General features: G+C 34.3%; 17 protein-coding genes. 7 read left to right on the top strand and 10 right to left on the bottom strand.

The window, feature by feature from the left end:
- Nucleotide 1 precedes the first annotated feature (1 nt).
- Together rpsG and rpsL are read right to left on the bottom strand one after the other, a co-directional pair.
- Nucleotides 2–478: a 30S ribosomal protein S7 gene (gene rpsG, locus BXU11_RS04620; protein ID WP_024981505.1), complete on the bottom strand. Its 477-nt coding sequence runs from the start codon at nt 476–478 to the stop codon at nt 2–4.
- Between the two features lie 89 nt (nt 479–567).
- Nucleotides 568–951 (bottom strand): 30S ribosomal protein S12, encoded by a 384-nt coding sequence (gene rpsL, locus BXU11_RS04615; RefSeq protein ID WP_007136570.1) that lies wholly within the window; start codon nt 949–951, stop codon nt 568–570.
- A gap of 180 nt (nt 952–1,131) precedes the next feature.
- Here rpsL and BXU11_RS04610 point away from each other — a divergent pair, with 180 nt between their 5' ends.
- From BXU11_RS04610 to rlmB, 4 genes are all read left to right on the top strand, one after another.
- Nucleotides 1,132–2,829 (top strand): ShlB/FhaC/HecB family hemolysin secretion/activation protein, encoded by a 1,698-nt coding sequence (locus tag BXU11_RS04610; RefSeq protein WP_078211178.1) that lies wholly within the window; start codon nt 1,132–1,134, stop codon nt 2,827–2,829.
- Nucleotides 2,830–2,915: 86 nt separating this feature from the next.
- Nucleotides 2,916–5,999 (top strand): SusC/RagA family TonB-linked outer membrane protein, encoded by a 3,084-nt coding sequence (locus tag BXU11_RS04605; RefSeq protein ID WP_189318502.1) that lies wholly within the window; start codon nt 2,916–2,918, stop codon nt 5,997–5,999.
- 17 nt (nt 6,000–6,016) lie between these two features.
- Nucleotides 6,017–7,459 carry a SusD/RagB family nutrient-binding outer membrane lipoprotein gene (locus tag BXU11_RS04600; protein WP_078212069.1) on the top strand — a complete coding sequence of 481 codons (1,443 nt, stop codon included), beginning with the start codon at nt 6,017–6,019 and terminating at the stop codon, nt 7,457–7,459.
- Between the two features lie 71 nt (nt 7,460–7,530).
- Entirely contained in the window at nt 7,531–8,265 is a 735-nt protein-coding gene (gene rlmB / locus BXU11_RS04595; RefSeq protein ID WP_024981501.1) for a 23S rRNA (guanosine(2251)-2'-O)-methyltransferase RlmB, read from the top strand.
- Between the two features lie 68 nt (nt 8,266–8,333).
- On the opposite strand, the gene BXU11_RS04590 is transcribed toward rlmB, so the two are convergent.
- On the bottom strand, nt 8,334–9,113 hold the full coding sequence (locus BXU11_RS04590) for a rhomboid family intramembrane serine protease (protein ID WP_078211177.1): 780 nt from the start codon (nt 9,111–9,113) through the stop codon (nt 8,334–8,336).
- A 504-nt stretch (nt 9,114–9,617) separates the two neighbouring features.
- Between BXU11_RS04590 and BXU11_RS04585 the strand changes: the two genes are divergently transcribed.
- On the top strand, nt 9,618–10,895 hold the full coding sequence (locus tag BXU11_RS04585; RefSeq protein ID WP_078211176.1) for a replication-associated recombination protein A: 1,278 nt from the start codon (nt 9,618–9,620) through the stop codon (nt 10,893–10,895).
- A gap of 149 nt (nt 10,896–11,044) precedes the next feature.
- Here BXU11_RS04585 and BXU11_RS04580 read toward each other — a convergent pair whose 3' ends face one another.
- Genes BXU11_RS04580 through radC form a run of 5 tightly spaced genes read right to left on the bottom strand, consistent with a single transcriptional unit; the run spans nt 11,045 to nt 14,271 of the window.
- A complete protein-coding gene (locus BXU11_RS04580; protein WP_078211175.1) occupies nt 11,045–11,809 on the bottom strand; it encodes a hypothetical protein in 765 nt (254 codons plus the stop codon).
- Between the two features lie 59 nt (nt 11,810–11,868).
- Entirely contained in the window at nt 11,869–12,558 is a 690-nt protein-coding gene (locus BXU11_RS04575; protein ID WP_078211174.1) for a YjjG family noncanonical pyrimidine nucleotidase, read from the bottom strand.
- A gap of 4 nt (nt 12,559–12,562) precedes the next feature.
- Nucleotides 12,563–13,021 carry an RES family NAD+ phosphorylase gene (locus BXU11_RS04570; RefSeq protein ID WP_078211173.1) on the bottom strand — a complete coding sequence of 153 codons (459 nt, stop codon included), beginning with the start codon at nt 13,019–13,021 and terminating at the stop codon, nt 12,563–12,565.
- Nucleotides 13,021–13,524, bottom strand: coding sequence for an antitoxin Xre-like helix-turn-helix domain-containing protein (locus tag BXU11_RS04565; RefSeq protein WP_078211172.1), 504 nt, complete (start codon nt 13,522–13,524; stop codon nt 13,021–13,023). The genes BXU11_RS04570 and BXU11_RS04565 overlap by 1 nt, the downstream gene beginning before the upstream one ends.
- Before the next feature lie 54 nt (nt 13,525–13,578).
- Complete coding sequence (gene radC, locus BXU11_RS04560) at nt 13,579–14,271, bottom strand: DNA repair protein RadC (protein WP_078211171.1); 693 nt, start codon at nt 14,269–14,271, stop codon at nt 13,579–13,581.
- Nucleotides 14,272–14,341: 70 nt separating this feature from the next.
- Here radC and BXU11_RS04555 point away from each other — a divergent pair, with 70 nt between their 5' ends.
- Nucleotides 14,342–14,947 (top strand): DUF1287 domain-containing protein, encoded by a 606-nt coding sequence (locus BXU11_RS04555; protein ID WP_078211170.1) that lies wholly within the window; start codon nt 14,342–14,344, stop codon nt 14,945–14,947.
- A gap of 49 nt (nt 14,948–14,996) precedes the next feature.
- Here the strand turns inward: BXU11_RS04555 and murC are convergent, their stop codons facing one another.
- Both murC and BXU11_RS04545 read right to left on the bottom strand, forming a co-directional pair.
- Nucleotides 14,997–16,352 carry a UDP-N-acetylmuramate--L-alanine ligase gene (gene murC, locus BXU11_RS04550; RefSeq protein WP_078211169.1) on the bottom strand — a complete coding sequence of 452 codons (1,356 nt, stop codon included), beginning with the start codon at nt 16,350–16,352 and terminating at the stop codon, nt 14,997–14,999.
- Between the two features lie 45 nt (nt 16,353–16,397).
- Entirely contained in the window at nt 16,398–17,087 is a 690-nt protein-coding gene (locus BXU11_RS04545) for a lipopolysaccharide assembly protein LapB (protein WP_078211168.1), read from the bottom strand.
- A 129-nt stretch (nt 17,088–17,216) separates the two neighbouring features.
- Between BXU11_RS04545 and BXU11_RS04540 the strand changes: the two genes are divergently transcribed.
- The gene (locus BXU11_RS04540) at nt 17,217–23,696 is read left to right on the top strand and encodes an alpha-2-macroglobulin (protein WP_078211167.1); all 6,480 of its coding nucleotides are present in this window, start codon (nt 17,217–17,219) and stop codon (nt 23,694–23,696) included.
- Nucleotides 23,697–23,876 lie beyond the last annotated feature (180 nt).

Genomic DNA, 23,876 nt, shown 5'->3' with positions numbered 1-23,876 from the left:
ATTAAAATCTAAAGTGAGAGAAAGCTTTGTTAGCCTCTGCCATTTTGTGAGTATCCATTCTTTTCTTAACAGCAGCTCCTTCTTCTTTAGCCGCAGCTAAACATTCTGAAGCCAATCTTTGCGCCATTGATTTTTCGTTTCTTCTTCTTGCATAAAGAATCAACCATTTCATAGCCATAGATATTTTTCTGTCTGGTCTAATTTGCATTGGGATTTGGAATGTAGCTCCACCAACTCTACGGCTACGTACTTCTACGTGAGGCATAACGTTTGTCAAGGCATCTTTCCAAATTTCTAATGAAGTTTTTTCGTCGTTTTGTTTCTTAGACTCTATAATGTCAATTGCATCATAAAATACTTTAAACGCTGTAGATTTTTTACCATCCCACATTAAGTTGTTCACAAAACGTGTTACCAGTTGATCATTAAACCTTGGATCTGGTAAAAGTGGTCTTTTCTTTGCCGCTCTTTTTCTCATGTCTTTTTTTTAATTTTTTGTCATTAGCACATAACATCTTTTTAGAATTATAAAATTCTAAATCAGTTATAAGCAATTAACTTTTTAAATTACTTTTTTGCTTCTTTTGGGCGTTTAGCTCCGTACTTAGATCTTCTTTGCGTTCTTCCTGCTACACCTGATGTATCAAGCGCACCACGAACGATGTGATATCTAACTCCTGGTAAATCTTTTACCCTTCCACCCCTAACTAATACTATCGAGTGCTCTTGTAAATTGTGTCCTTCTCCAGGGATGTAAGCATTCACTTCATTACCATTTGTCAAACGTACACGCGCAACTTTACGCATTGCAGAGTTTGGTTTTTTTGGTGTAGTAGTGTAAACACGCGTACAAACCCCTCTTCTTTGAGGACAAGAATCTAAAGCAACCGATTTACTCTTCTTAGTTATCTGAGTTCTTCCTGTTCTTACTAATTGTTGAATTGTTGGCATAATTAATACTAAAAATTTCTTATTATATTAAATTCCCGCTTTTTACGGGGTTGCAAATGTATAAAATATTTTTCACTATACAAACCTTAATGCATTAATTTTCAAGATCCTCATTTTAGATTATGATTTTCATAACATTCATAAGATATTTGCGTTACATTTATTTCAAACCAAAAAAAATTGAAACACGTCATTTACATCTTTTTCTGCAGCCTCATTTGCTCAACCGTTTTTGCGCAAAAATTTATTTTAAAAATAAATGGAGGGTCAGATCAAGAAACAACAACAATCGATTCCTTAACCTACACCCGCCAACACCTAAACATAAAATCTTTAAAAAACGAAATCACCGACTTATCCGAAAAACTAAAAAAAATTGGCTACCTAGATCACTATCCAAAAGATTTAATACAAAAAAACGATTCCACCTTTTCAATTGAATTCCAATTAAATGACAGGATAAACCAGACCTATATATATATCCCTGAAAACGAACTCCTAAATCCAATACTTGATGATTTTTCAACCAACAAAAACATAGTCATCAAATACAATGAATTACCAACTTTCTTAGAAGAAATCCTTAGAAAAGTTGAACAAAACGGATACCCTCTAGCCAAACTACAGTTAACAAATATCAAGAAAATTAAAAACAACCTTTACGCTGATTTAAACATCAAACCAAACAGTCAAAGAAAAATCAATCAAATTATCCTTAAAAACAATGAAGCAAAATTCTTCCCCAATAACCACCTAACGCAAATCAACAAGAAATTCAAAAACAAATTATTCAACCAAGCTTCACTCAAAGAGATACAATTGGAATTCGACAAATATCCATTTGCCAATCAGAACAAAAAACCAGAATTACTATTAAGCAAAGATTCGACGCTAATTTATGTTTATGCCGAAAAAAGAAAAGCAAACACTTTTGACGGATATATTGGCTTAGGAAACAATGAAGCAGAAAAAACAACCATTAACGGCTATCTCGATATACATCTCCAAAATATTCTAAAGCAAGGTGAAGAATTCTTTATTTATTGGAAAAGCGACGGCAACAACCAAAGAACATTTCGAACAGGACTCACTTTAGACTACCTATTCAGAACATCACTGGGACTTAACGCCCAACTACACATTTTCAAACAAGACAGCACGTTTCAAAACTCAAAATCACTAGTTAACTTAAATTACATCATCAACTACAACACTAGACTAAATATCGGTATCGAATCTACAACTTCTAGCGATATTCAAAACAGCAACACTACCGTAAGCAACTACACCAACCATTTTTTTACAACTGGCCTTAATTACCTAAAAAAAGACCCTAACCACGATTTATTTCCTGAAAAAACAAAAATTGAATTCCGTTTTGGAACTGGAAAAAGAAATCAAACAAACATCCTGTCTTCTACACCAAACCAAAAACAACATTTCATACAATTCAATCTAGCACACAACTTATACTTTAATTCAAAGCACAGCATTAACCTAAGAAGTCAAAATTATTTCTTAAAAAGCGACACCTATCTAACCAACGAACTTTTTAGATTCGGCGGACTGTATTCCATAAGAGGTTTTGCAGAAAATAGCTTACAAGGAAATCAGGTACACATGATACTTACCGAATACAGATACCTTATTAATGCTTCATTATACATCCATTCTGTTTTAGACTACACATTATTTAACGACAAAAGCAAATCAAAAATTATTAATAATTTTAACAAAATTAGCAGTATTGGCGCTGGATTAGGATTAAATACAAAAAGCGGATTATTAAAATTATCCATATCTAATAGCATAAAAAACTATAATGATTTCAATTTTTTTAACATTATCCTCAACATATGCTACAATGTTAAATTTTAAAACGTGAGTTAAAAAAAATTAAAATATATTAGGATTGTTAACAAATTATTAAGAGTTTTGACAAACTAATTCAAAACAATTAAATAATGAAACTAAAGTTCAACGGACTATTAGCCCTTTTAATGGTGCTAATGACGCAAGTAACCTTTGCGCAAGAAAGATCTGTTTCTGGTACTGTTTCTGACAATGCAGGATTGCCAATACCCGGCGTGAGTGTGTTAGTTAAAGGAACAAAAAAAGGAACACAAACCGATTTTGATGGTAAATTTGCCATTAAAGCAAGCCCAAGCCAAGTATTGATTTTTAGCTTTGTTGGGATGAACACTCAAGAAGTTCTAGCTAGCTCTACATCAATAAGCGTAAAACTAAGAGATGCAGCTGTAGAGCTAGAAAGTGTCGCCGTAACCGCTTTGGGCATTAAAAAATCAGATAAAGCTATTGGTTATGCATCTACAAAAATCATTGGCTCTGACATAACCAAAGGGAATAATCAAAATCTTGTTAGCGCACTTAGTGGTAAAGTAGCTGGTGTACAAGTAACTGCCTCTGGAGGTGCCCCTGGTCAAGCAAGTAGACTGGTAATTAGGGGAGGTAATAAATCATTAACTAATAGTAATGAACCCCTTTACGTTATTGACGGTATACCGATGAGCAATGCCAATGATGGTAATTCAAATACCGTAACAGGAATCAACAGCCCGAACAGAGCTTCAGACATCAACCCAAATGACATTGCAAGCATTACCGTACTAAAAGGAGCTGCTGGCGCCGTTTTATACGGAAACCGTGGTTCTAATGGAGTTGTATTAATAACTACCAAAACTGGATCAAATAAAGCTGGAAAACCAGTTATTGAATACACTAGCTCAGTTGCAGCTGACAATGCATTAGTATTACCAGATTATCAAACTGAATATGCACAAGGAACAAACAGTGTAAATTATGCAGAGGGTACCTCAAGATCATTTGGACCAAAAATAACTGGTCAAACTGTAACAAGTGCAGCTGCAGGAGCTGCTCTAGGATTAGGCCCACAACAAATCCAACTAAAAGTCTATGATCCTAGAAAAGAATTCTTAAAAACTGGCATAACTTACAATAACAACATTTCACTTTCAAACGCTACTGAAGCACATGATATGTTCGCATCAATTGGGCAATCAAAACAAACCTCCATCGTTCCTGGTCAGGGTTTTGAAAAATTCAATGGCCGCTTCAACAGCAATTATAAATTCAGTTCAAAATTCACTGCAGGTGTCAACTTAAGTTACAACACTTCTAAAGGCGACCTTTCTTTTGCTGGACAAGACGGAAGCAATCCAATTTTTGCATTATTTCACGCTCCTGTAACCTGGAACTTAACAGGCTATGGATACCAAAGACCTGACGGAAGACAAATTAACTTTAGAGGGGGCTCTTTTGACAACCCATTATGGACAGTAAACAAAAACTCTGCAAAATCAGATAGTCAGAGATACATAACTGGTGTAAACTTCGCTTTTGATCTATTAAAAGATTTAAATATATCTTATCGTCTTGGTAATGATTATCTATCCGATAAAAGAACGTTGTTTAAGGATATTTACACTGGTGGAAATCCTTTAGGAAATTTAACTTATGACAACATTAGCAGAAATGAAACTACATCAACATTAATTGCTACGTTAAATAAAAAAATTACTGAAAAATTTAAAGCTACATTAACTGCTGGTCAAGACTACAACAATAGAACTTTCCAACAATCTACTATTGTTGGAACTGAATTAATATTGCCAAATATTATTAATACTAACAACATTAAGACAAGCAGCCCTCCAGACATTTTTAACAGTAGAAGAACTTTATTTGGGGTGTTCGGAGACTTATCTTTGAGCTACGACAGTTATGTTTTTATAAACATTATAGGAAGAAACGAGTGGAGTTCAACTTTACCTAAAGACAATAGAAGTTTTTTCTATCCTGGAGTTAGTGCTTCCTTAATATTTACTGATGCATTTAAAATACAATCTGACGCACTAACTTATGGTAAATTACGTATTGGAGCCTCTAAAACAGGTAGAGATGCTAATCCATATCTTACACAGCCTGCATACAGAAAAGCTATATTTGGTGATGGATTTACTACAGGAATTGAGTTCCCATTCAACAACTTAGCAGGTTACACAATTCAAAACACAATAAGTAATTCTAATTTGAGCCCAGAATTCACTACAGAATATGAAGTTGGGGTTGAATTAAAATTATTTAAAGACAGAATTGGAGTTGACGCAACTTACTTCAGAAACATCAATACAGATGGTATTATACCATTAGATATTTCCCCTGCTACAGGAGCTACAGCAACAATTATTAATAGTGGAAAAACAACTTCAAAAGGTTTTGAATTGGCTTTAAGAACTACACCTATCTTAACTAAAGATTTCAGATGGGATTTAACGTTTAACTTTAGCAGAATCAGATCTCATGTAGATGAAACATACCCTGGTGTAGACAGAGTATATCTTGGAGGATTTAGTGGAAACCCTGCGGTATATGCAGTTAAAGGAGAAAGATTAGGCACCTTAATAGGATCAGGCTATGCAAGAGACAAAGACGGCAACATATTAGTAGATGATGAAGGAATACCATCTGTATTAGATGGAATAATACTTGGTCATACTGAAGCCGATTGGACAGCAGGTATAAGTTCTTCTTTTAATTACAAAAATATTTATCTAACAGCACTTGTTGACATGAGACGAGGTGGATATATGTACAATGGTACTGAAGAATTATTAGATTTTTATGGTGTTAGCAAAAATACTTTAACACGTAATGACGACTACATTTTTCCTGGAGTAAATGCTACAACTGGAGCAACTAATGATGTTGTTGTAAAACGTGATGCAACTTGGTATGGAATTGGTGCTTATCCAAATGAACAATATGTCTATGAAAACAACTGGATTAAATTACGAGAAGTGACTCTAGGCTATACCTTCAAACTAAAAAACAAACACATACAGTCTTTAGATTTAGGTATGTATGGTCGTAACTTATTTATCTGGTCTGACATACCTCATGTTGACCCAGAATCAAGTTCATTTGGAACAGGTAACGCTCAGGGTGTTTCAAGATTTGCATTTCCAACAACAAGAACAATTGGTTTCAATCTAAAAGCACAATTCTAATACTAAAATTAATGAAAATGAAAAAAAATCACAATAGTAGTTTTAAGCGATCTCTTTTGGTTGGCTTAATAACATTATCAGCGGTTTTCGTGTCTTGCGACCACGAACTAGATATAAATAGCGACCCTAATAATCCTACAGAAGCTCCATTAGCAACTTTACTATCAGCATCAGAGGTTAACCTTACTTATACCCTAGGTGGCGATGGTACAAGAATTCCTGCGACTATTGTCCAACATTATGCTGGACATAGAGGACAACCATTAAATTATGGACAATACAACATAACATCTGCTGACACAGATGGCTTATGGGGAAATCTTTATGATGTTTTAATGGATCTAAAAACAATTGAGGATAGAACAATCGTTAGTGGTGACAAAATATATTTAGGTATATCCCAAGTTCTTAAAGCTTACACTTTTAGTGTTGCCACAGACCTTTTTGGTGACATACCGTACAACGAAAGCTCAAAAGGTGCTCTAGGCAATATTACCCCAGCTTATGACAAACAAGAAGTGATTTATCCCGCTTTAATTACAACTCTTGATCAAGCTATAGCAAACTTAAAGAGTGGAGCTGGAGCTAAACCTTCAACTGCAGATTTAATATACAATGGAGATATTGTAAAATGGGAAGCTTTTGCTAATTCGTTAAAACTAAGATTGCTTAATCATCTTAGCAAAAAAAACCCAACACAAGCCTTAAGCTTTTTACAAACAAATCCTTCATTGATCACTACTGTTACTAATAATGCTAAAGTAACTTTTGGTACCGTTGCAAACAATGCAAATCCAATCCACCAATTTGATGTTCTTTCAGGCAGAAAAGATAACGCTGTTTGTAAAACTCTTGTAGATAACATGAAGTCATTAAATGACCCAAGAATTAGCAAATACTTTTTACCAGTTACAAATAACAATAGTGGGCTTGCTGGACAATACTTAGGAAACCTACCTGGTAACGATACAGATGACTCTGGGGAAAATTTGTTTTCTCGTGTAGGACCAAGCTATGCATCAATAAATTCTCCAGTAATTTTACTTAGCGCTGCTGAAGTTGAATTTATTAAAGCTGAGATTTATTTTAGAGCTAATGATTTATCTAACTCTAAAATAGCTTATGAAAAAGCTATTGCTAATGACTTCGCTGCTTTAGGAGTAACAGACGCTACTTATATAACAAATCCACTAGTGGCCTTTAACAACACTTTAGCAAGAATTATGGAGCAAAAATGGATAACTATGTACCAAGCTTCTTATGAGTCATTTGTAGACTGGAGAAGAACAGGATTTCCAATACTAACTACTCCTAAAACAAATCGTACTGGAGGAGTTACTCCTAGAAGATTGCCTTATCCACAAATTGAAATTAATGTAAACCGTGCTTCACTTCAAGCTGGACCAGGCATACCTGTTCCTTACGTGACACTTCTTACTAAAGTATGGTGGGACAACTAAATAACATCATGTAACCAACAATTAAAACCACTCCAAAATTTGGAGTGGTTTTTTTTTATATCTTTGCCCCTATGGAAAAAGAACATCAAATATTTGGGATAAGAGCCATCATTGAAGCGATTCAAGCAGGGGCAACAGTAGATAAAGTTTACATACAAAAGGAAGCTAGTGGCGACCTAATGAAAGACTTAATGAAAGTCATGAAAAGAGAAAATATTAATTTCTCTTATGTTCCTGTTGAGAAACTAAACCGACTCACACCTAATAACCACCAAGGTGCGGTAGCTACTATCTCTCCTATCTCCTTTTTTGATTTAGAATCTTTAATTGAAACAGTTCTTGAAAATGGTAAAAATCCATTATTCTTAGTATTGGATGGAATATCTGATGCTAGAAATTTTGGAGCTATTATTAGAACAGCTGAATGTACTGGCGTTAATGGAATAATCGTTCAAAAATCAGGATCGGCACCTGTAAATGGAGATACAGTAAAAACATCTGCAGGGGCTGTTTTTAACATTCCGATTTGCAAAGTAGACCATATAAAAGATGCTATTTTCTTGCTGCAAGCGAGCGGCATTACCACAGTAGCAGCTACTGAAAAAACAGAAAAAAGTTTGTATGATGTAACCCTTTCTGGCCCTACTGCTATTGTAATGGGAGCCGAAGACCGAGGTATTAATCCATCGGTTTTAAAAATCATTGACGAGAAGGCAAAATTGCCTATGTTTGGAACCATTGGTTCATTAAACGTTTCAGTTGCTTGTGGTGCTTTCCTATATGAAGCGGTGAGACAGCGTAGCTAGATTGTAGAATGCAGATTATAGAATACAGTTCGTGGTAGAAAATCACGAATTACTTAATATTAAAGGAATCAGGACTCTTGTTTTGGTTCCTTTTTTTGTGTGGGTATACAATCGTAATGAATGGGTAAATTGGAGGTAAAATACGCCATTATGGGATCAACCTCCTCCTCTACCTCTGGTTTTGGCGGATTTACAAAATTGCCGTTTTCGTCAAAGCGTTGCATAAATTTATCTTGCGATGGGTCATAATCTGGGCGTTCCCATTCGTATTTATATATTTTTTGATATTCTTCGGCTTTGAAAACAATAGATAATAAAAATCCAGTGATAAAACCCGCTAAATGACCTTCCCAAGAAATAGTATTGTCTACTTCGGGAAAGACATACCAAATCAAACCACCATAAACTAAAACTACAGTTAAAGAAAGTGCTACCAAACGATAATATTGGGTTTGAATTCCTTTGAAGAAGATAAAACTCACTAAAACATAAATGAGTCCACTAGCACCAATATGATAATTAGGGCGACCAATAACCCAAGTAATAACACCCGACAAAACTATTCCAAAACAAAGAACAGCTAGCGTTTGTTTTGGATAAAAATAAGACAGGGCAGTCAACAAAACGAGTAATGGCAGGGAATTATTATACAGATGCAATAAATCGGAATGGATGAAAGGACTAAAAAGTACACCTTGTAAACCCGAGAAAGTACGTGGATAAATCCCATTTTTGTCAAAATCGAAATGGAAACGAACTTCGAGCCAGTAGACCAACCATATCGTCAATAAAAAAAGTAGCGGTAATAGGACTACGCGATTACGAAATTGAAAATGGGTTTCTTCCATAGGATAAAGGTACTATATAACAAAATAATCAGTGTTTAAATTGTCAATATATAAGTCACGTAAGTTTTTTACGATAGCTTTTTAAGACTGATATTTAAAAGTGAAAATAAGTTCCTACTCTTCATTTAAAACAATCTAAAATACTTAAATGATCTATTATTTTCACTTTACTTACTTAATGTAAAACTAAAATGACTTATATGTTTTACATTTTTTATTAAGTACTGCTTTTATAGCATTAAGCAGACAAACTCAATACTGGTCTGTCAAAAATACATCCAAAATAGCGAAAATGCTAAATTGTCATACCTAATGTGTTGTGGTAGGGTTTAGCCCAGATGGGAATGAAAAGCCCGGAGTACCGCGCTCAACTTTTTTCTTGGCAGAAAAGAGCGACCAAAGGAAGCTCCTTTTATGCTTAGAAAAATAGAGCGCGGTGCGAGGACTTGTAATGTACAGCTGGATTGGCTCCTGAAAACTATAAAAAATGTTTATTTTTGTGGTATGGAAGCACCTTTAGCAGAACGCATTCGGCCACAAGCCTTGACGGATTATATTAGTCAAACGCATTTGGTGGGGCTTAACGGCTCGTTGACGCAACAAATTAAGAACGGAATCATCCCCTCGCTGCTATTGTGGGGACCGCCGGGTACTGGAAAAACTACGTTGGCGCAGATTATTGCACAGGAATCTAAACGACCTTTTTATGAATTGAGTGCTATCAATTCTGGGGTGAAGGACATTCGGGATGTGATTGAAAAAGCCAAACAAAGTGGCGGATTGTTTACGGCTAAAAATCCGATTTTGTTTATTGATGAGATTCATCGATTTAGTAAATCGCAACAAGATTCGCTTTTGGCAGCGGTGGAAAAAGGATGGATTACTTTGATTGGTGCTACGACTGAAAATCCGAGTTTTGAGGTGATTCCCGCTTTGTTATCGCGTTGTCAAGTGTATATTTTGAATGCTTTTACCAAACAAGATTTAGAAGCTCTACTGGAAAGAGCGATGCAAGCGGACGCCATTTTGGCCAGCAAAAAAATTGAGCTAAAAGAAACCGAAGCTTTGTTGCGATTATCTGGAGGCGATGGTAGAAAACTGCTGAATATTTTTGAATTGGTGGTCAATGCGTCGGCCTCGGAACCGATTATTATTACCAATGAGCGGGTTTTGGAATTGGTGCAACAAAATACGGTGTTGTATGACAAGACGGGAGAACAACATTATGACATTGTTTCCGCTTTTATAAAATCGATTCGAGGGAGTGATCCCAACGGAGCGGTATATTGGCTGGCACGGATGATTGAAGGTGGCGAGGATGTTAAATTCATCGCCAGACGAATGTTGATTTTGGCTAGTGAAGACATCGGCAATGCTAATCCGACGGCATTTATTATGGCTAATAATACGTTTCAGGCGGTGGCTACGATTGGCTATCCTGAGAGTCGCATTATTTTGAGTCAGTGTGCGGTATATTTGGCAACTTCCCCAAAAAGTAATGCTTCGTATATGGCCATTGGCACCGCTCAACAAATCGTAAAACAAACGGGAGATTTGCCTGTCCCGTTACACTTAAGAAACGCTCCAACGAAATTAATGAAGGAGTTGGGCTATGGTGAAGAATACAAATATTCACACGATTACGCGAACAATTTTGCCGAACAAGAATTCCTTCCTGACGCACTGAGCAACACCCCTATTTATGTTCCTGGTAATAACTCGAGAGAAAATAGTATTCGAGAATTTTTGAAAAATAGATGGAAGGAGAAGTATGGATACTAATGAGGTGAGAAGTTAGAAGTTAGAGGTTAGAGGTTAGAGGTTAGAGGTTAGAGGTTAGAAATTAGAAGTAAATAAAACAAAAACGAGAATGCTTTGATAAATCAAATCATTCTCGTTTTTGTTATTTATTCGGTTGGTATTTTAAACAACTAAAACTTAATCGCAATTTTTTCAGATAGTAATTGTTCATTTTGATAATACTCAAAATACCACTCGTTGTCTTTTAAAAGTAAAGCACCTTGAACGCCGTCTCTAACAGCCGTGAAGTAATCGCTTTTTGAGGTTTTGTATAATTTCATAACAACTTTTGGAGTCGTATCTACTAATTGATAGCCATTGGCTGTAGGTTGTGCGTAATAAACTGTAGTATTGGCTGCTACATTAGTCGCTACTACAGTGCTAATAGGCGCACTAGCATTGGATACAACTGGGACTGGTACAGCAACAGGCTTTGGTGTTGGAACTGCATTTGCACTTGTTGAAACTACAGGTGTTTCTCCTGGAGTATACTTATAATTCATTGCATACAACGAATTAAAAGCTTCATTTAGCACCTCTGTGTAGGCTAATTGATAGTCTTTTTCTTTGGTATAGCCTGTAGTTGATTTAAATATTTCTTTTCCATTACAGTCTTTCAACACAAAATACATCTTGGTAGCCAAAAAAGCTTTTAGATTAATAACATCTACATACAACAAATTACATTTGTCGTAGGGATTAGGCTCCTCGGCGTAAAACGCTTCAAAACCAGCTTTCGTCAAATTATACTTCGTTAGTGTAGAGACACGGTATTCATTTGTTTTTTTTTGAAAATCAAATTTCAAAGGAACAATAACCGCTCTAAAATCATTAATCGATTGAGCGAATGAAAAACTGGTCAAAAGGGCGAAAAAGAATAAAAAACGTACTTTCATTATCATTATTTTTAAAGTAAAAAAACAGAGGAAAAAACCTCTTTCCAATTGGTTTAAAGTTACAAGAAATTTTGTAACTCTAGTAAATGTTTCACTTGTTTGATTTCGGGGTCTACGGGAACCTGATTTGGATTGAAAAATATAGCTGTTAAACCCGCATTTATGGCCCCTTTTACATCTGCATCGAGACAATCGCCAATCATTACACTCTGCTCCTTTTTGGTATTGGCCATTTCGAGTGCGTGCTCAAAAATAATGGGATTCGGCTTCTTAACCCCTGCCATTTCTGAATTGGTGATGGTTTTAAAATAAATTTCTAAATTAGAATTTCTAACTTTTTTATCTTGAACAGCAGCAAAACCGTTTGTAATGATATGCAAAGTGTATTTCTTATGCAAGTATTCTAAAATAGCAATTGTCCCTTCGAATAGAAAGTTATTTTCAGGCAACAAATCAATATAGTCAATTGCCATTTGATGAATTGCTGCGTCAGAAATGGCATATCCTAAGGCATCAAATGACAATTTCAAACGGTCATAACGCAATTGATTATGCGAAATTTGGTCATTTTGATATAATTTCCAACACGCTTGATTAATCGGAATATACTTTTCTATAAAAGAGATAGTATCCACATCAGGGTGATTTTTTTTGAAAATGGCATCAAAAGCCATTTCAGAATTTTTATCAAAATCCCAAAGGGTATGATCTAAATCAAAAAAGACATCGGTTATATTTTTTAAAAGCATACTATTATTTGAATATTCGTTTATCAAAAGGAAAATCAATCTGATCGGTAATTTGAATTTGTTTAAAATCCTGATGAAACGGATTAATTAAGAAATTAAAATCTCCTTTGACCACTGCTGAAGGTACTTTGTGTATCGCAAAATCATTTTGTTGAATAAAACGGTCTCCAATTACAGCCGTATGAAAAGAGGAAGGAAACACATTCCAATCCGATTGTAAATCAGTCATTTTGACTTCGCTAATTTCGATAGTGTCAGGAATAGCAATGGTTAGCATTACAAAATCGTTTGGCAAAGTAGCTAATGACAAATGTACAACAACTTCCGCCATAGCAAGTGCCCTACTTTCTGCTGTGTAAATGATTTCTGTGCCTTTAGAATTCCACCTGGCACCACAAATTGAAGCGCCTTTACCTGACAACTCTATGGGATACTTCTTTCGGGCTAGTCGAAAAACTTCCATTACACAAAAATAGCTTGGTCGATTTTTACCATCTCTTGCAAGACCATTTCTTTGCCGTAAGAATCTCGCAATAACTCAATTGGTTTTAGATTACCTAAAGCATATGAAGGAAGCGTTAACCAACTGTAAAATTGTTCTTCTGAATCAAAAATGGTCCTTCCAACAGTAGTAACTTCTGCCAATTCTAATATTTTTTCGGATTGTAAGGGTTTAAAAACAAAACTATCCTTAGCACGACTACGCTGCAAAGATTTTGTAGATATTCCTAAGAAAAGAGCCCAGTCTTCTTCATTAAAAGGTGTTTGCTCTTGAATCAATTTGAAAAAATCATAGGGAATCCCTTCGCGAATGGCGTGAACAATTAGCATTTTGTTTTTTAGGAAATCAGCATACGTTAGTTTTTTGTTCAGGACTTTATAGCCGCTAGTTTGCTCTAATTTTGAAACAAACGAACGAACCATGGCATTAATAGCTGTTTGTGAATTTAATTTAATCGCTTCCATAAAAAAGACATTTGTCTGCAAATATAAGACAAATGTCCGTAACAAAAATAATAATTATAAAATTCCTTCATCAGCAAAGCTAAAATAACCATGCTCAGTAACAATAACATGATCTAAAACAGGAATATCCAACTGTTGTCCAGCATTTTTAATTCTTTTAGTTACCTGAATATCGGCTTCACTGGCTTGGAGTTTTCCTGACGGGTGATTATGCGCCAAAACAATTGCAACCGCATTTTGCTCTAATGCTATTTTAAATACTAATCGCACATCAACAATCGTCCCTGTAATTCCGCCTTTGCTAAGTTGTGCTTTAAAAATAATCTTATTCGCATTATTGAGATAAACGACCCAAAATTCTTCGTGAGCTAACTCTCCTATTATTGGATACATTTCTTGATACATCACCTTACTCGAAGTCACTTTTACCAATTCTAGAGGATTTTCTTCTTTTCTTCGTCTTCCTAATTCTAATGCGGCTGCGATCGTAATGGCTTTGGCTTCGCCTATCCCTTTAAATTCCATCAACTGAGCCAAAGATTGTTTGCCTAAAGAAGATAAATTATTACTGACACTAGCTAAAATGCGTTTGCTCAGCGCCACGGCCGATTCATTTCTACTTCCTGAACCTATCAAAATAGCTACCAATTCGGCATCGCTTAAAGCGCTTTTGCCTTTGAGCATCATTTTTTCTCGAGGCTTGTCATCTTCAGACCAATGCGTAATAGGAAAATTAGTTGCTTCCAAATGGTAAATAATTAAAATTGAACACTATACTAGTTTTGAAAAAACATCGTTTTATAATAAAAGTAAAAAAATGAAAGCAATTTATTTAATTTTCCTACTAAATTATTTTTTCGCTACTACTACAAATCCAGCTTTTACATCAAATACAAAACCCTTTTCCATACAACTTTCGGAAGCTGCGCTAGCAATTATAAATCCTAATGTGAAATATGACCCCACTTATTGCTCTATAAAATATCCAAATGGGGATGTTCCCAAAAACAAAGGCGTTTGTACCGATGTAGTAATAAGAGCCTATAGAAAACTCAATATTGATTTACAAAAAGAAGTACACGAGGATATGAAGGCAAATTTTTCAAAATATCCCAATCTAAAAAAATGGGGAATGAAGAAAACCGACACCAACATTGACCACAGAAGAGTTCCAAATTTGGAAGTTTTCTTTGAAAGAAAAGGCAAAAAACTATTGGTAACCGATAACGCTCAGGATTACAAAACTGGAGATATTGTCACTTGGATGATTAACGGAAAACTTCCTCACATAGGAATTGTAACTCATAAGAAAACAAGTGATGGTTTACGCCCCTTGATTGTTCATAATGTAGGATACGGACAAGTCCTAGAAGATTGCTTATTCAAATACAAGATAGTGGGACACTTTCAATACGAGAAATAAAAAAAGGTGCCAAAAACTGACACCTTATCATTATTTTATGTACTCGATACTACAACATCAAATTTTTAACTTCATCAAAATTCAACCCGCCATAATTTCCTGAACTCATTAGCAATAGTGCGGAATTCTCTAAATTTTGATTAAACAAAAAAGTCTTGAATTCGACTGGATTAGTATAAATGATTAAGTCTTCTCTATTGAAAGCTTTAGCTATTTGTTCATACGTCACTTCTTCGAGTTGTTTAATTTTTACGGCATCAGGAGAATAGAATACCACGGCAACATCCGCATATTCTAGTGCTCCTTCATATTCTTTTAAGAATTCGGCATTCAAACTACTGTAAGTGTGTAATTCCAAACAAGCTACCAAAGTACGTTCAGGATATTGTTCTTTTACGGCTTTTGTAGTGGCAGCCACTTTACTTGGCGAATGCGCAAAATCTTTGTAAGCCACTTTCCCTTTACCTTCGGCAATTTTTTCCAATCGTTTTGAAGCTCCTTTAAAGCTGGCAATCGCTTCATAAAAATCCGCTTCATCAACACCCATATTTTGACAAATCCATTTGGCTCCAGCGAGATTGTTCAAATTATGTGCTCCAAAAACTTCAATTGGCATTGGGCCTTCTGGCGTTTCTAAAAGTGTTACACCATCTTTTACTTCGTAGTTTGGAGTGGTATACGCCATTTTTCGAATCGGATTCGTAGCTGCTTCGGCCACTCTTTTCACTTCTGAATCTTCTGCATTATACACTAAAATCCCGCCATTGGTGATTTTGTCAATAAAAATCTCGAATTGATTTACATAATTTTCATAGGTCGGAAAAACATTGATATGGTCCCAAGCAATTCCTGAAATCAAAGCAATATTCGGTTGGTACAAATGAAATTTTGGTCTTCTGTCAATTGGTGAAGACAAATACTCATCCCCTTCCAAAACCATAAAATCATTTTCTTCTGTAAGATGCACCATAGTATCAAAGCCTTCCAATTGGGCGCCTACCATATAATCAACTTCAATGTTATGATAGTGCATCACGTGCAAAATCATTGAGGTAATCGTAGTTTTTCCGTGTGAACCTCCTATTACAACACGTGTTTTATTTTTGGATTGTTCGTATAAAAACTCAGGATAAGAATAAATTTTTAATCCTAATTCTTGAGCTTTTAATAATTCTGGATTATCGGCTTTTGCGTGCATTCCTAGAATTACTGCTTCAATATCAGCAGTGATTTTTTCGGGAAACCAACCCAACTCAGCAGGCAAAATTCCCTTTTTCTCCAAGCGAGATTTTGAAGGTTCGAAAATAGCATCGTCGCTACCTGTTACTTGGTATCCTTTGTTGTGAAGAGCCAAGGCCAAATTGTGCATTGCACTTCCGCCAATAGCTATAAAATGAGTTTTCATAGTAAATTCTAGATTTATAGGTTCCAAATTCCAAATGAAATTTGATTAATTTTTTTCAAATTGCACTTTCAGTTCTTGTGCTTTCTTGGGGTTGTTTAATTTTTTCAAATATAATTGATATAATTTTTGAAAAGTAACTTTTGAATTGCCAATTTCGTGCGCTTTTTTGTATTGAATTTCAGCAGCCGAGTAGCGGTCAAAATACTCCTCAATATGCCCACGTGACAAATAACCATCCACAGGAGAAATTTTCAATAACTCATTAGAATACTGCATCGCTTTGGATTGACTCCCCCCTACAATTCCAGGCAATTGCAAATTGAGTTCAATGAGTGCCCATCTCGCCTCAATGTGTTTAGGGTCGAGAGCAATGGCTTTTTCAAAAGAGGAACGAATATCACCAATCATCCCCAAAGCCTTGAATTTATTCACCTCTTTGGCTTTCATACCCATTACTCCACCACATTTGTAATGATAATCGGCTTCGTTGGGTTTTACTTTTTTCAACTTATTGTAGTAACCTAGCGCTTTATCCCATTGTTTTTGTTTTCCTGCGATATCGCCAAGATATTCTATCGCTTTCAAATCATTTGGATTTGTTTTCAAAGCTGATTCAAACAAAGATGCTGCTTGTACATACTTTCCGGCTTCAAATAACTTTTCGCCTGTTTCGAAATTAGATTGTGAAACCATAAAAAGAGGAAATAGAATAAAAAAAAGTACTGATTTTTTCATTCTTCAAAAATAAGAAAATGCAGTAAGTTTCGTTTCACTTTAAATAAAAAATAGTAATTTGTACGAAATACTTTTAGTAAGCTCCCAACCTTTACGATCAAAAAACACTCTAGATATAAAAACAAGTTTATGAAAAATATATGCTATCTACTTTTATTGCTCTCAAGTGCACTATTTGCTCAAGATTATGACAAAAACTGGCAAAAAGTAATTCAACTTGAGAATCAAGGAAAATTGAAATCCGCAAATGCTATTGTCAACAAAATACATAAAAAAGCAATTTCTGAGAAAAACGAAGTACAAATCATCAAGTGCTTTTTTTACGAATCCAAATATTTACAAGTAGTTGACGAAAATGCTCAAACAAAAATTATTCTCAATTTAAAAAAAGAAATCAATCAGGCTTCTATACCATCAAAAGCTATTTTGAATTTGATTTATGCTAAATGCTTAAACACATACAAAAATCAAAATGGTTATTTGATTTACAATAGAACTAATACGGTTAGTCTAGATGATGATTTTCTTACTTGGACCAGTAAAGACTTCGAAAAAGAAATTGCTTCTTCAATAACAAAAACTTTAGCAGACGAAACTATTTTAAAAAAAATAACTTTAAAAAAGTATGAAGAACTATTTGATTTTGGGACATCAAAAGAACTCAATAATGAAACTCTCTTTGAATACCTACTAAATGAGAACATTGAATTTTACAAAAATGAAATTGGCAATTGGGTAAATCCAGATAATAAACTTACTCAGTTTGAAAAACAACTACTGGGAAAATCAGCTGATTTTGTTCTACTGAATTTTGAAACTCTAAAAGATGAAAAGTTAAAAAAATTATTGCATTTATTTCAAAAACAAGAACTTAACAACCCAAACATCAAAAACCAATTGGATAGGTTGCAATTTTGCAATACTACTTTATTAGATTCAAATGAGCTCTATTTGAAATCATTGAATGAGTTACAAAAGGAAACCAAGGATATTATTTTGATTCAAAAAATTCAACTAGAAAAAGCTATTGAACTTAACAAACAAGCATCTAAAGAAAACCATTCAAATTATAAGATACAAGCCATTTCAGTACTTGATAGCATTATAAAAGTCAACAACCGTTTTAACGCTAATAAATTAGCGATACAAAAAAAACAAGAAATTAGCGCAAAATCACTAACGATTCAACTCCAAAAGTATAGTTACAATGACGAACACAGGAGAGCCTATATTAATTACAAAAATCTAAATCGCCTTTCAGTTTCTTTTTATAAAATTGATCAAAAAACATTACTAGAATTTCAAAATCCACCATACAGCAAAGACAGTATAATCGCTGAGATAAAAGAAAAGAAGCCGATTATAAATCAAAACTATGAATTAGTAAATAAGAATAATTACTTTGAATACACAACAGAAATTCTTTTACCTCAATTAAAAGCTGGACAATATTTGGTTTGCTTCGAAAGCGATGGATATAACGAAAATCGTAAGGCCAGCGCTTATGAAACAATTACTATTTCAAATATTGCTGTTTTAGCTTCTCAAAAAAACAACATAGAATACTATCAAGTTTTAGATAGAAAAACGGGAATGCCATTGGAAGAGGTTACTATAAAATTGCTAAATCAAACTCTAAAAACAGATAAAAAAGGAATAGCTTTTTACACCAAAGAAAAAAACAATTATGATTATGAGTCGATAGAATTCTCAACCAAAAATGACACGCTTTTCATTCAAAAAAGTTATTTATATAACAATTATGATTATAAACAAATAGAAGATAAAAAACCTATCGGAAAAGTTGAATTTTACTTAGACAGAGCTATTTATCGTCCTGGTCAAACGGTATATTATAAAGGGATAGCATTCCAAAAAAGCAAAAATGAATCCCAAGTTGTACCCAACACGACATTTCATATACTTCTAAAAGATGCTAATTACAACACTTTCAAAGAGTTTGATGCTACTACTAATGAATTTGGTTCTTTTTTTGGAGAATTTGAACTACCAAAAACAGGACTAACAGGAAGTTTTAGCATTGTTGCTAATAAACCAACTACTAACGAAAAAGATCTACTTTATATCAAAACAACAGAAGAACATGCGTTTTGGGAAAAGGTTGATTTTATAAATTCAACTCTTTCGTTTTCAGTAGAAGAATATAAACGTCCAAAATTCGAAGTCACTTTTGAACCTTTAAAGCAAGTATACCAAGTTAATCAAAATATAACTGTTACAGGAAAAGCAAAAGCTTTTGCTGGAAGCGCCATTTCAGACGCAAAAGTGCAATACGAAGTTACAAATAAACTCTACATTACAGGAAATGATTACTATTACAATCCAAATGGTAAATCCGAAAAAGTTATAGTGGGCGAGACAAAAACTGATGCTTCGGGAAATTTCAAAATTAATTTTATTGCGAAACCTTATGGGGATTTTGCAAAAAAAAGGTTAGATATAAATGAGTATCATATTTCAGCTATTGTGACTGACATTAATGGCGAAACACATAAGAGCAATACAACCGTTAGGGTTGGTTATCACTCACTAATGCTTTCAGCTACTGTCCCTCATCGCATTGAAACCAAAGACAAGAACGAAATAAAGTTAAACAGCACCAATCTTAACTTGGAATTTCAAGCTACAAAAGGAGAAGTTAAATTGTATTTTGTAAGTCCTTTTCAAAATAAATTCAAATCTAGAGTTTTCCAACAACCTGAAATCACTACTATTTCAGATGCTGATTTTGAAAAACTATTTCCTTATGAAGCAAATGAAAAACTTATATCAAAACCTACAGAAATAGTAGTCTTCTCCAAAAAAATTGACACTGAAAAAGACAAAAATTTGGTTTTAGATTTCATTTCAAATTATAAATCTGGAAATTACAAAGTAGTATTTTCAGCCATAGACAACTTTAATAATCCAATAGAAACGAGTGCAACTTTTCAAATCGTTCAAAGTAAAGACAAATTTGATCCTAGCAAATTATTCACTGCAAAGCAAATCAATGCTGACCCGAAAAGAGATGGCTTTGTTGAAGTAAAACTATCTTCGATTATTCCAGAACTTTTCATTAACACCACAGGGAATTATCAAAGCTATCTTTATTTTGAAGACACTTTTCATTTAGAAAATAATGAAACTATAATAAAGATTCCGCTAAAAAAGGAATTTGAAAAAGGAGTCACTTTAGGCTTTGAAAGTATCTTCGAAAACCAAGCTTTTAGCGAACAATTAGAAATTAAGTTAGCAGAAATAAAACCAACATTAGATTTTTCTGTAGAAAGCTTTAGAAACAAAATCCAACCTGGAAGTAACGAAAATTGGTCTTTTCAATTAAAACCTACTAATACCAGCAAAGAATCCGAAATTTTAGCGGCTATGTATGATAGTTCATTAGATCAATTCACTAAAAAAGATTGGTCAGGTTTAGCTTTCAACGATTACTACTATAATGTTGTAAATCGTAAAACATTTTTAGGATTTGAAAATACCTACAGTAGCCTTCAAAATCTAAATCCATTTTTCAATCGTATCCAACTAGATGATGAATTTACACATTTAATGTGGTTTGGGTTTGACTTCAATGATTCTTATACCCCACAACAAATAGATCTATATCGAAAACAGCTAAACAAAAAAAGCAAAAAACCACTGAATGCTGTAATGATTTCAGGAATTGTAGCAGATGGTCAATTTCCTTTACCAGGAGTAAACATCTTTGTAAAAGGCATAGAAAGAGGTACACAAACGGATTTTGATGGGTATTACCAAATTGAAGCAAGCATTGGAGAAGAACTTACTTTCTCTTATTTGGGATTTGAGACCAAAAAAATAAAAATCAACAGCAAAGTTGTCAATGTAAAATTAGATTTCGCTAACGAAAATCTAAAAGAAGTTATAGTCACCGGCTATGGAGTACAAAAAAGCAAAGCGGCTACAGGTGCAGTAGCAATAGTTGTTGAAGAGGACAACACAGTTTACAATACTGCTGGAATAGAAGAAAGATTACAGGGAAAAGTATCAGGAATTCAAATTAGAGGAGCTGCTTCTTTAACAGGCAATCAAAGTACTCCACTAATTATCATCGATGGAGAAAATACTTCTGAAGAAACGCTAAAAAATTTAAATCCATCAGACATTATTTCCATAGATGTTTTAAAAAATGAAAAAGCTACGGCACTATACGGAAGCAAGGGTAAAAATGGAGTTATCGTCGTAATAACAAAAAAATCTCTTGAAGCCTTAACACAAGTAAAAGCTAGAAAAAATCTATCAGAGACCGCATTCTTTTTCCCCAATCTAAGAACAGACGACAAAGGCAAAGTGAGTGTCAATTTTACTTCACCAGAAGCTTTGACCGCTTGGAAACTTCGTTTATTGGCGCACAACAAAGAGGCCGTTTCGGGTTATTTAGAAAAAAGTATAATTACCCAAAAAGAACTGATGGTTATACCTAATTTTCCTCGCTTCTTTAGAGAAAAAGATTCGATTGTAATTACTGCGAAAGTGAGTAATATGACTAATGAAACCAAAAATGGCATGGCTCTTTTACAGCTTTTTGATGCCACTACGATGCAACCTATTGATGCGAAAACAGCAAACACAAAAACGGTTAAAAGTTTCAAGATTGCTGCTTTTGGCAACAGCCTTGTGAGTTGGAAAATCTATATTCCTGAAGGGATACAAGGTATTCAATACAAAATCTTGGCCAAAGCAGGTAATTTCTCTGATGGAGAAGAAAATATCCTGCCTGTTTTGAGTAATTCAATGCTTGTAACCGAAAGCATCCCTATTTGGGTACGAGAAAATTCAAAAAAAGAATACAGTTTTGAAAACCTAAAAAACAATACTTCGACTACTTTACGAAACCATCAATTTGTTTTAGAATATACCTCAAACCCTACTTGGCTAGCCATTCAATCCTTACCGTATTTGATGGAATATGAACACGAATGTGCCGAACAAACTTTTGCACGTTTTTATTCTAATGTCTTGGCTTCAGCAATCATTTCTAGTAATCCCAAAATTGCTACTCTTTTTGAAACTTGGAGAAAAAACGGAAAGTTAAATTCAAAACTTGAAGAAAACGAAGAACTCAAATCGATGATTTTGGCCGAAACACCTTGGTTGAATGATGCTCAAAACGAAGAAGAAAAAAAGAAGCATCTCGCCTTGCTTTTCGATTTAGAAAAAATGAAGACCTCGCAAGAAACGACATTCAATAAACTAAAGCAAAAACAGACCTCTTCAGGAGGATTTGCTTGGTTTGACGGTGGCAATGAAAGCGAATACATTACCCGACATATTTTGGCTGGATTAGGACATTTGGCAAAATTGACTAAAGAAAAAAGTGACCCAAATAAAATAAATCAAATTGCTTCAACTGCTATTCCTTTCTTGGATAGAAAATTTTTAGAACAACACAAAATTAGAACTCAAGATTTAAAAACAACCGATAAATTGATATGGCTTAATCCGTATTCTGATTTGCATTATCTCTATACCCGCAGTTTTTATTTAAAAGATTATCCCCTTTCAGATACTTTAACAAAAACCACAAAAAGGTATCTTGAAACCGCCAAAACAGATTGGTTGGGTTACTCATTATACGAAAAAGGAGTAGCCGCTTTGGTTTTACACCGATTTGGAGAAAAAGAATCCGCTAAAAAAATTCTAGAAAGTCTAAAAGAAACCGCTTCCAATAATGAAGATTGGGGAATGTATTGGATTGCTAACAAAGTAGGCTGGCATTGGTACCAAGCTCCTATAGAAACTCAGGCTTTATTGATTGAAGCCTTCTCAGAAGTTTTAGACGATACAAAATCGGTGGATGCTATGAAAGTTTGGTTACTGAAAAATAAACAAACCAAAAACTGGCCCACAACAAAATCCACAACCGAAGCCATTTACGCCTTATTACTACAAGGAAATGATTGGTTAAGTGTTAAAGACAATACCATCCTAAAAATTGGAGAGGAAAAAATCCTTACCAAAAAATTATCCGAAAACAAAAAAGAAGCCGAAACTGGATATATCAAACTCAATTGGAAAGCCGATGAAATCAAGAAAGAAATGGCCAACATTACTATACAAAACAAATCAAAAGTTCCTGGATTTGGAGGCATGTATTGGCAGTACTTTGAGAACTTAGACAAAATTAAAACCAATTCAGGAACTGTTTTATCTATAGCTAAAGAATTATATCTGAAGAAAAATACGCTTTCAGGAGATGAATTACAAAAAGTTACGACTAAAAATAGTTTGAAAATCGGCGATTTAGTAACCATCAGATTAATCATTTCTTCAAAAGAAGATATGGAATTTGTTCATTTAAAGGATATGCGCGCTGCTTGTTTTGAACCTGTAAATGTACTTTCGGAATACCAATACAAAGGCGGACTAGGTTATTATATGAGTACAAAAGACGCTGCTACCCACTTCTTTTTTGACCGTATTAACAAAGGAACTTATGTACTAGAATACGATATTCGAGTAAACAATCAAGGTGACTTCTCTAACGGAATAAGCACTATTGAAAGTATGTATGCACCTGAATTCAACAATCACACGAAAGGGATTCGAATAAACACTAAAGAATAACTAAACTACTTCATAACAGAAAGGTCTCAAAATGAGACCTTTTTTTATACACAAATAATACTAAAATCACATTCCCCTAACACAACTACCTTATTTTCGTAAAAACTTTATATGAAATCGATAATAACCAAAAGTTTGCCTAAGCAAACACCAAAGAGAAACAAATCGATACCATATGTG

Origin of the sequence: Flavobacterium sp. LM5 (genome assembly GCF_002017945.1) — a bacterium.
GTDB classification, from domain to species: domain Bacteria; phylum Bacteroidota; class Bacteroidia; order Flavobacteriales; family Flavobacteriaceae; genus Flavobacterium; species Flavobacterium succinicans.
The sequence above is the reverse complement of the archived record's forward strand: the minus strand, read 5'-3'. Positions and strand labels throughout refer to the sequence as shown.

Coding starts and splice junctions, on each gene's coding strand:
- rpsG (WP_024981505.1), bottom strand. CDS start 478: ATGAGAAAAAGAGCGGCAAAGAAAAGACCACTTTTACCAGATCCAAGG.
- rpsL (WP_007136570.1), bottom strand. CDS start 951: ATGCCAACAATTCAACAATTAGTAAGAACAGGAAGAACTCAGATAACT.
- BXU11_RS04605 (WP_189318502.1), top strand. CDS start 2,916: ATGAAACTAAAGTTCAACGGACTATTAGCCCTTTTAATGGTGCTAATG.
- BXU11_RS04600 (WP_078212069.1), top strand. CDS start 6,017: ATGAAAAAAAATCACAATAGTAGTTTTAAGCGATCTCTTTTGGTTGGC.
- rlmB (WP_024981501.1), top strand. CDS start 7,531: ATGGAAAAAGAACATCAAATATTTGGGATAAGAGCCATCATTGAAGCG.
- BXU11_RS04590 (WP_078211177.1), bottom strand. CDS start 9,113: ATGGAAGAAACCCATTTTCAATTTCGTAATCGCGTAGTCCTATTACCG.
- BXU11_RS04585 (WP_078211176.1), top strand. CDS start 9,618: ATGGAAGCACCTTTAGCAGAACGCATTCGGCCACAAGCCTTGACGGAT.
- BXU11_RS04580 (WP_078211175.1), bottom strand. CDS start 11,809: ATGAAAGTACGTTTTTTATTCTTTTTCGCCCTTTTGACCAGTTTTTCA.
- BXU11_RS04575 (WP_078211174.1), bottom strand. CDS start 12,558: ATGCTTTTAAAAAATATAACCGATGTCTTTTTTGATTTAGATCATACC.
- BXU11_RS04570 (WP_078211173.1), bottom strand. CDS start 13,021: ATGGAAGTTTTTCGACTAGCCCGAAAGAAGTATCCCATAGAGTTGTCA.
- BXU11_RS04565 (WP_078211172.1), bottom strand. CDS start 13,524: ATGGAAGCGATTAAATTAAATTCACAAACAGCTATTAATGCCATGGTT.
- BXU11_RS04555 (WP_078211170.1), top strand. CDS start 14,342: ATGAAAGCAATTTATTTAATTTTCCTACTAAATTATTTTTTCGCTACT.
- murC (WP_078211169.1), bottom strand. CDS start 16,352: ATGAAAACTCATTTTATAGCTATTGGCGGAAGTGCAATGCACAATTTG.
- BXU11_RS04545 (WP_078211168.1), bottom strand. CDS start 17,087: ATGAAAAAATCAGTACTTTTTTTTATTCTATTTCCTCTTTTTATGGTT.
- BXU11_RS04540 (WP_078211167.1), top strand. CDS start 17,217: ATGAAAAATATATGCTATCTACTTTTATTGCTCTCAAGTGCACTATTT.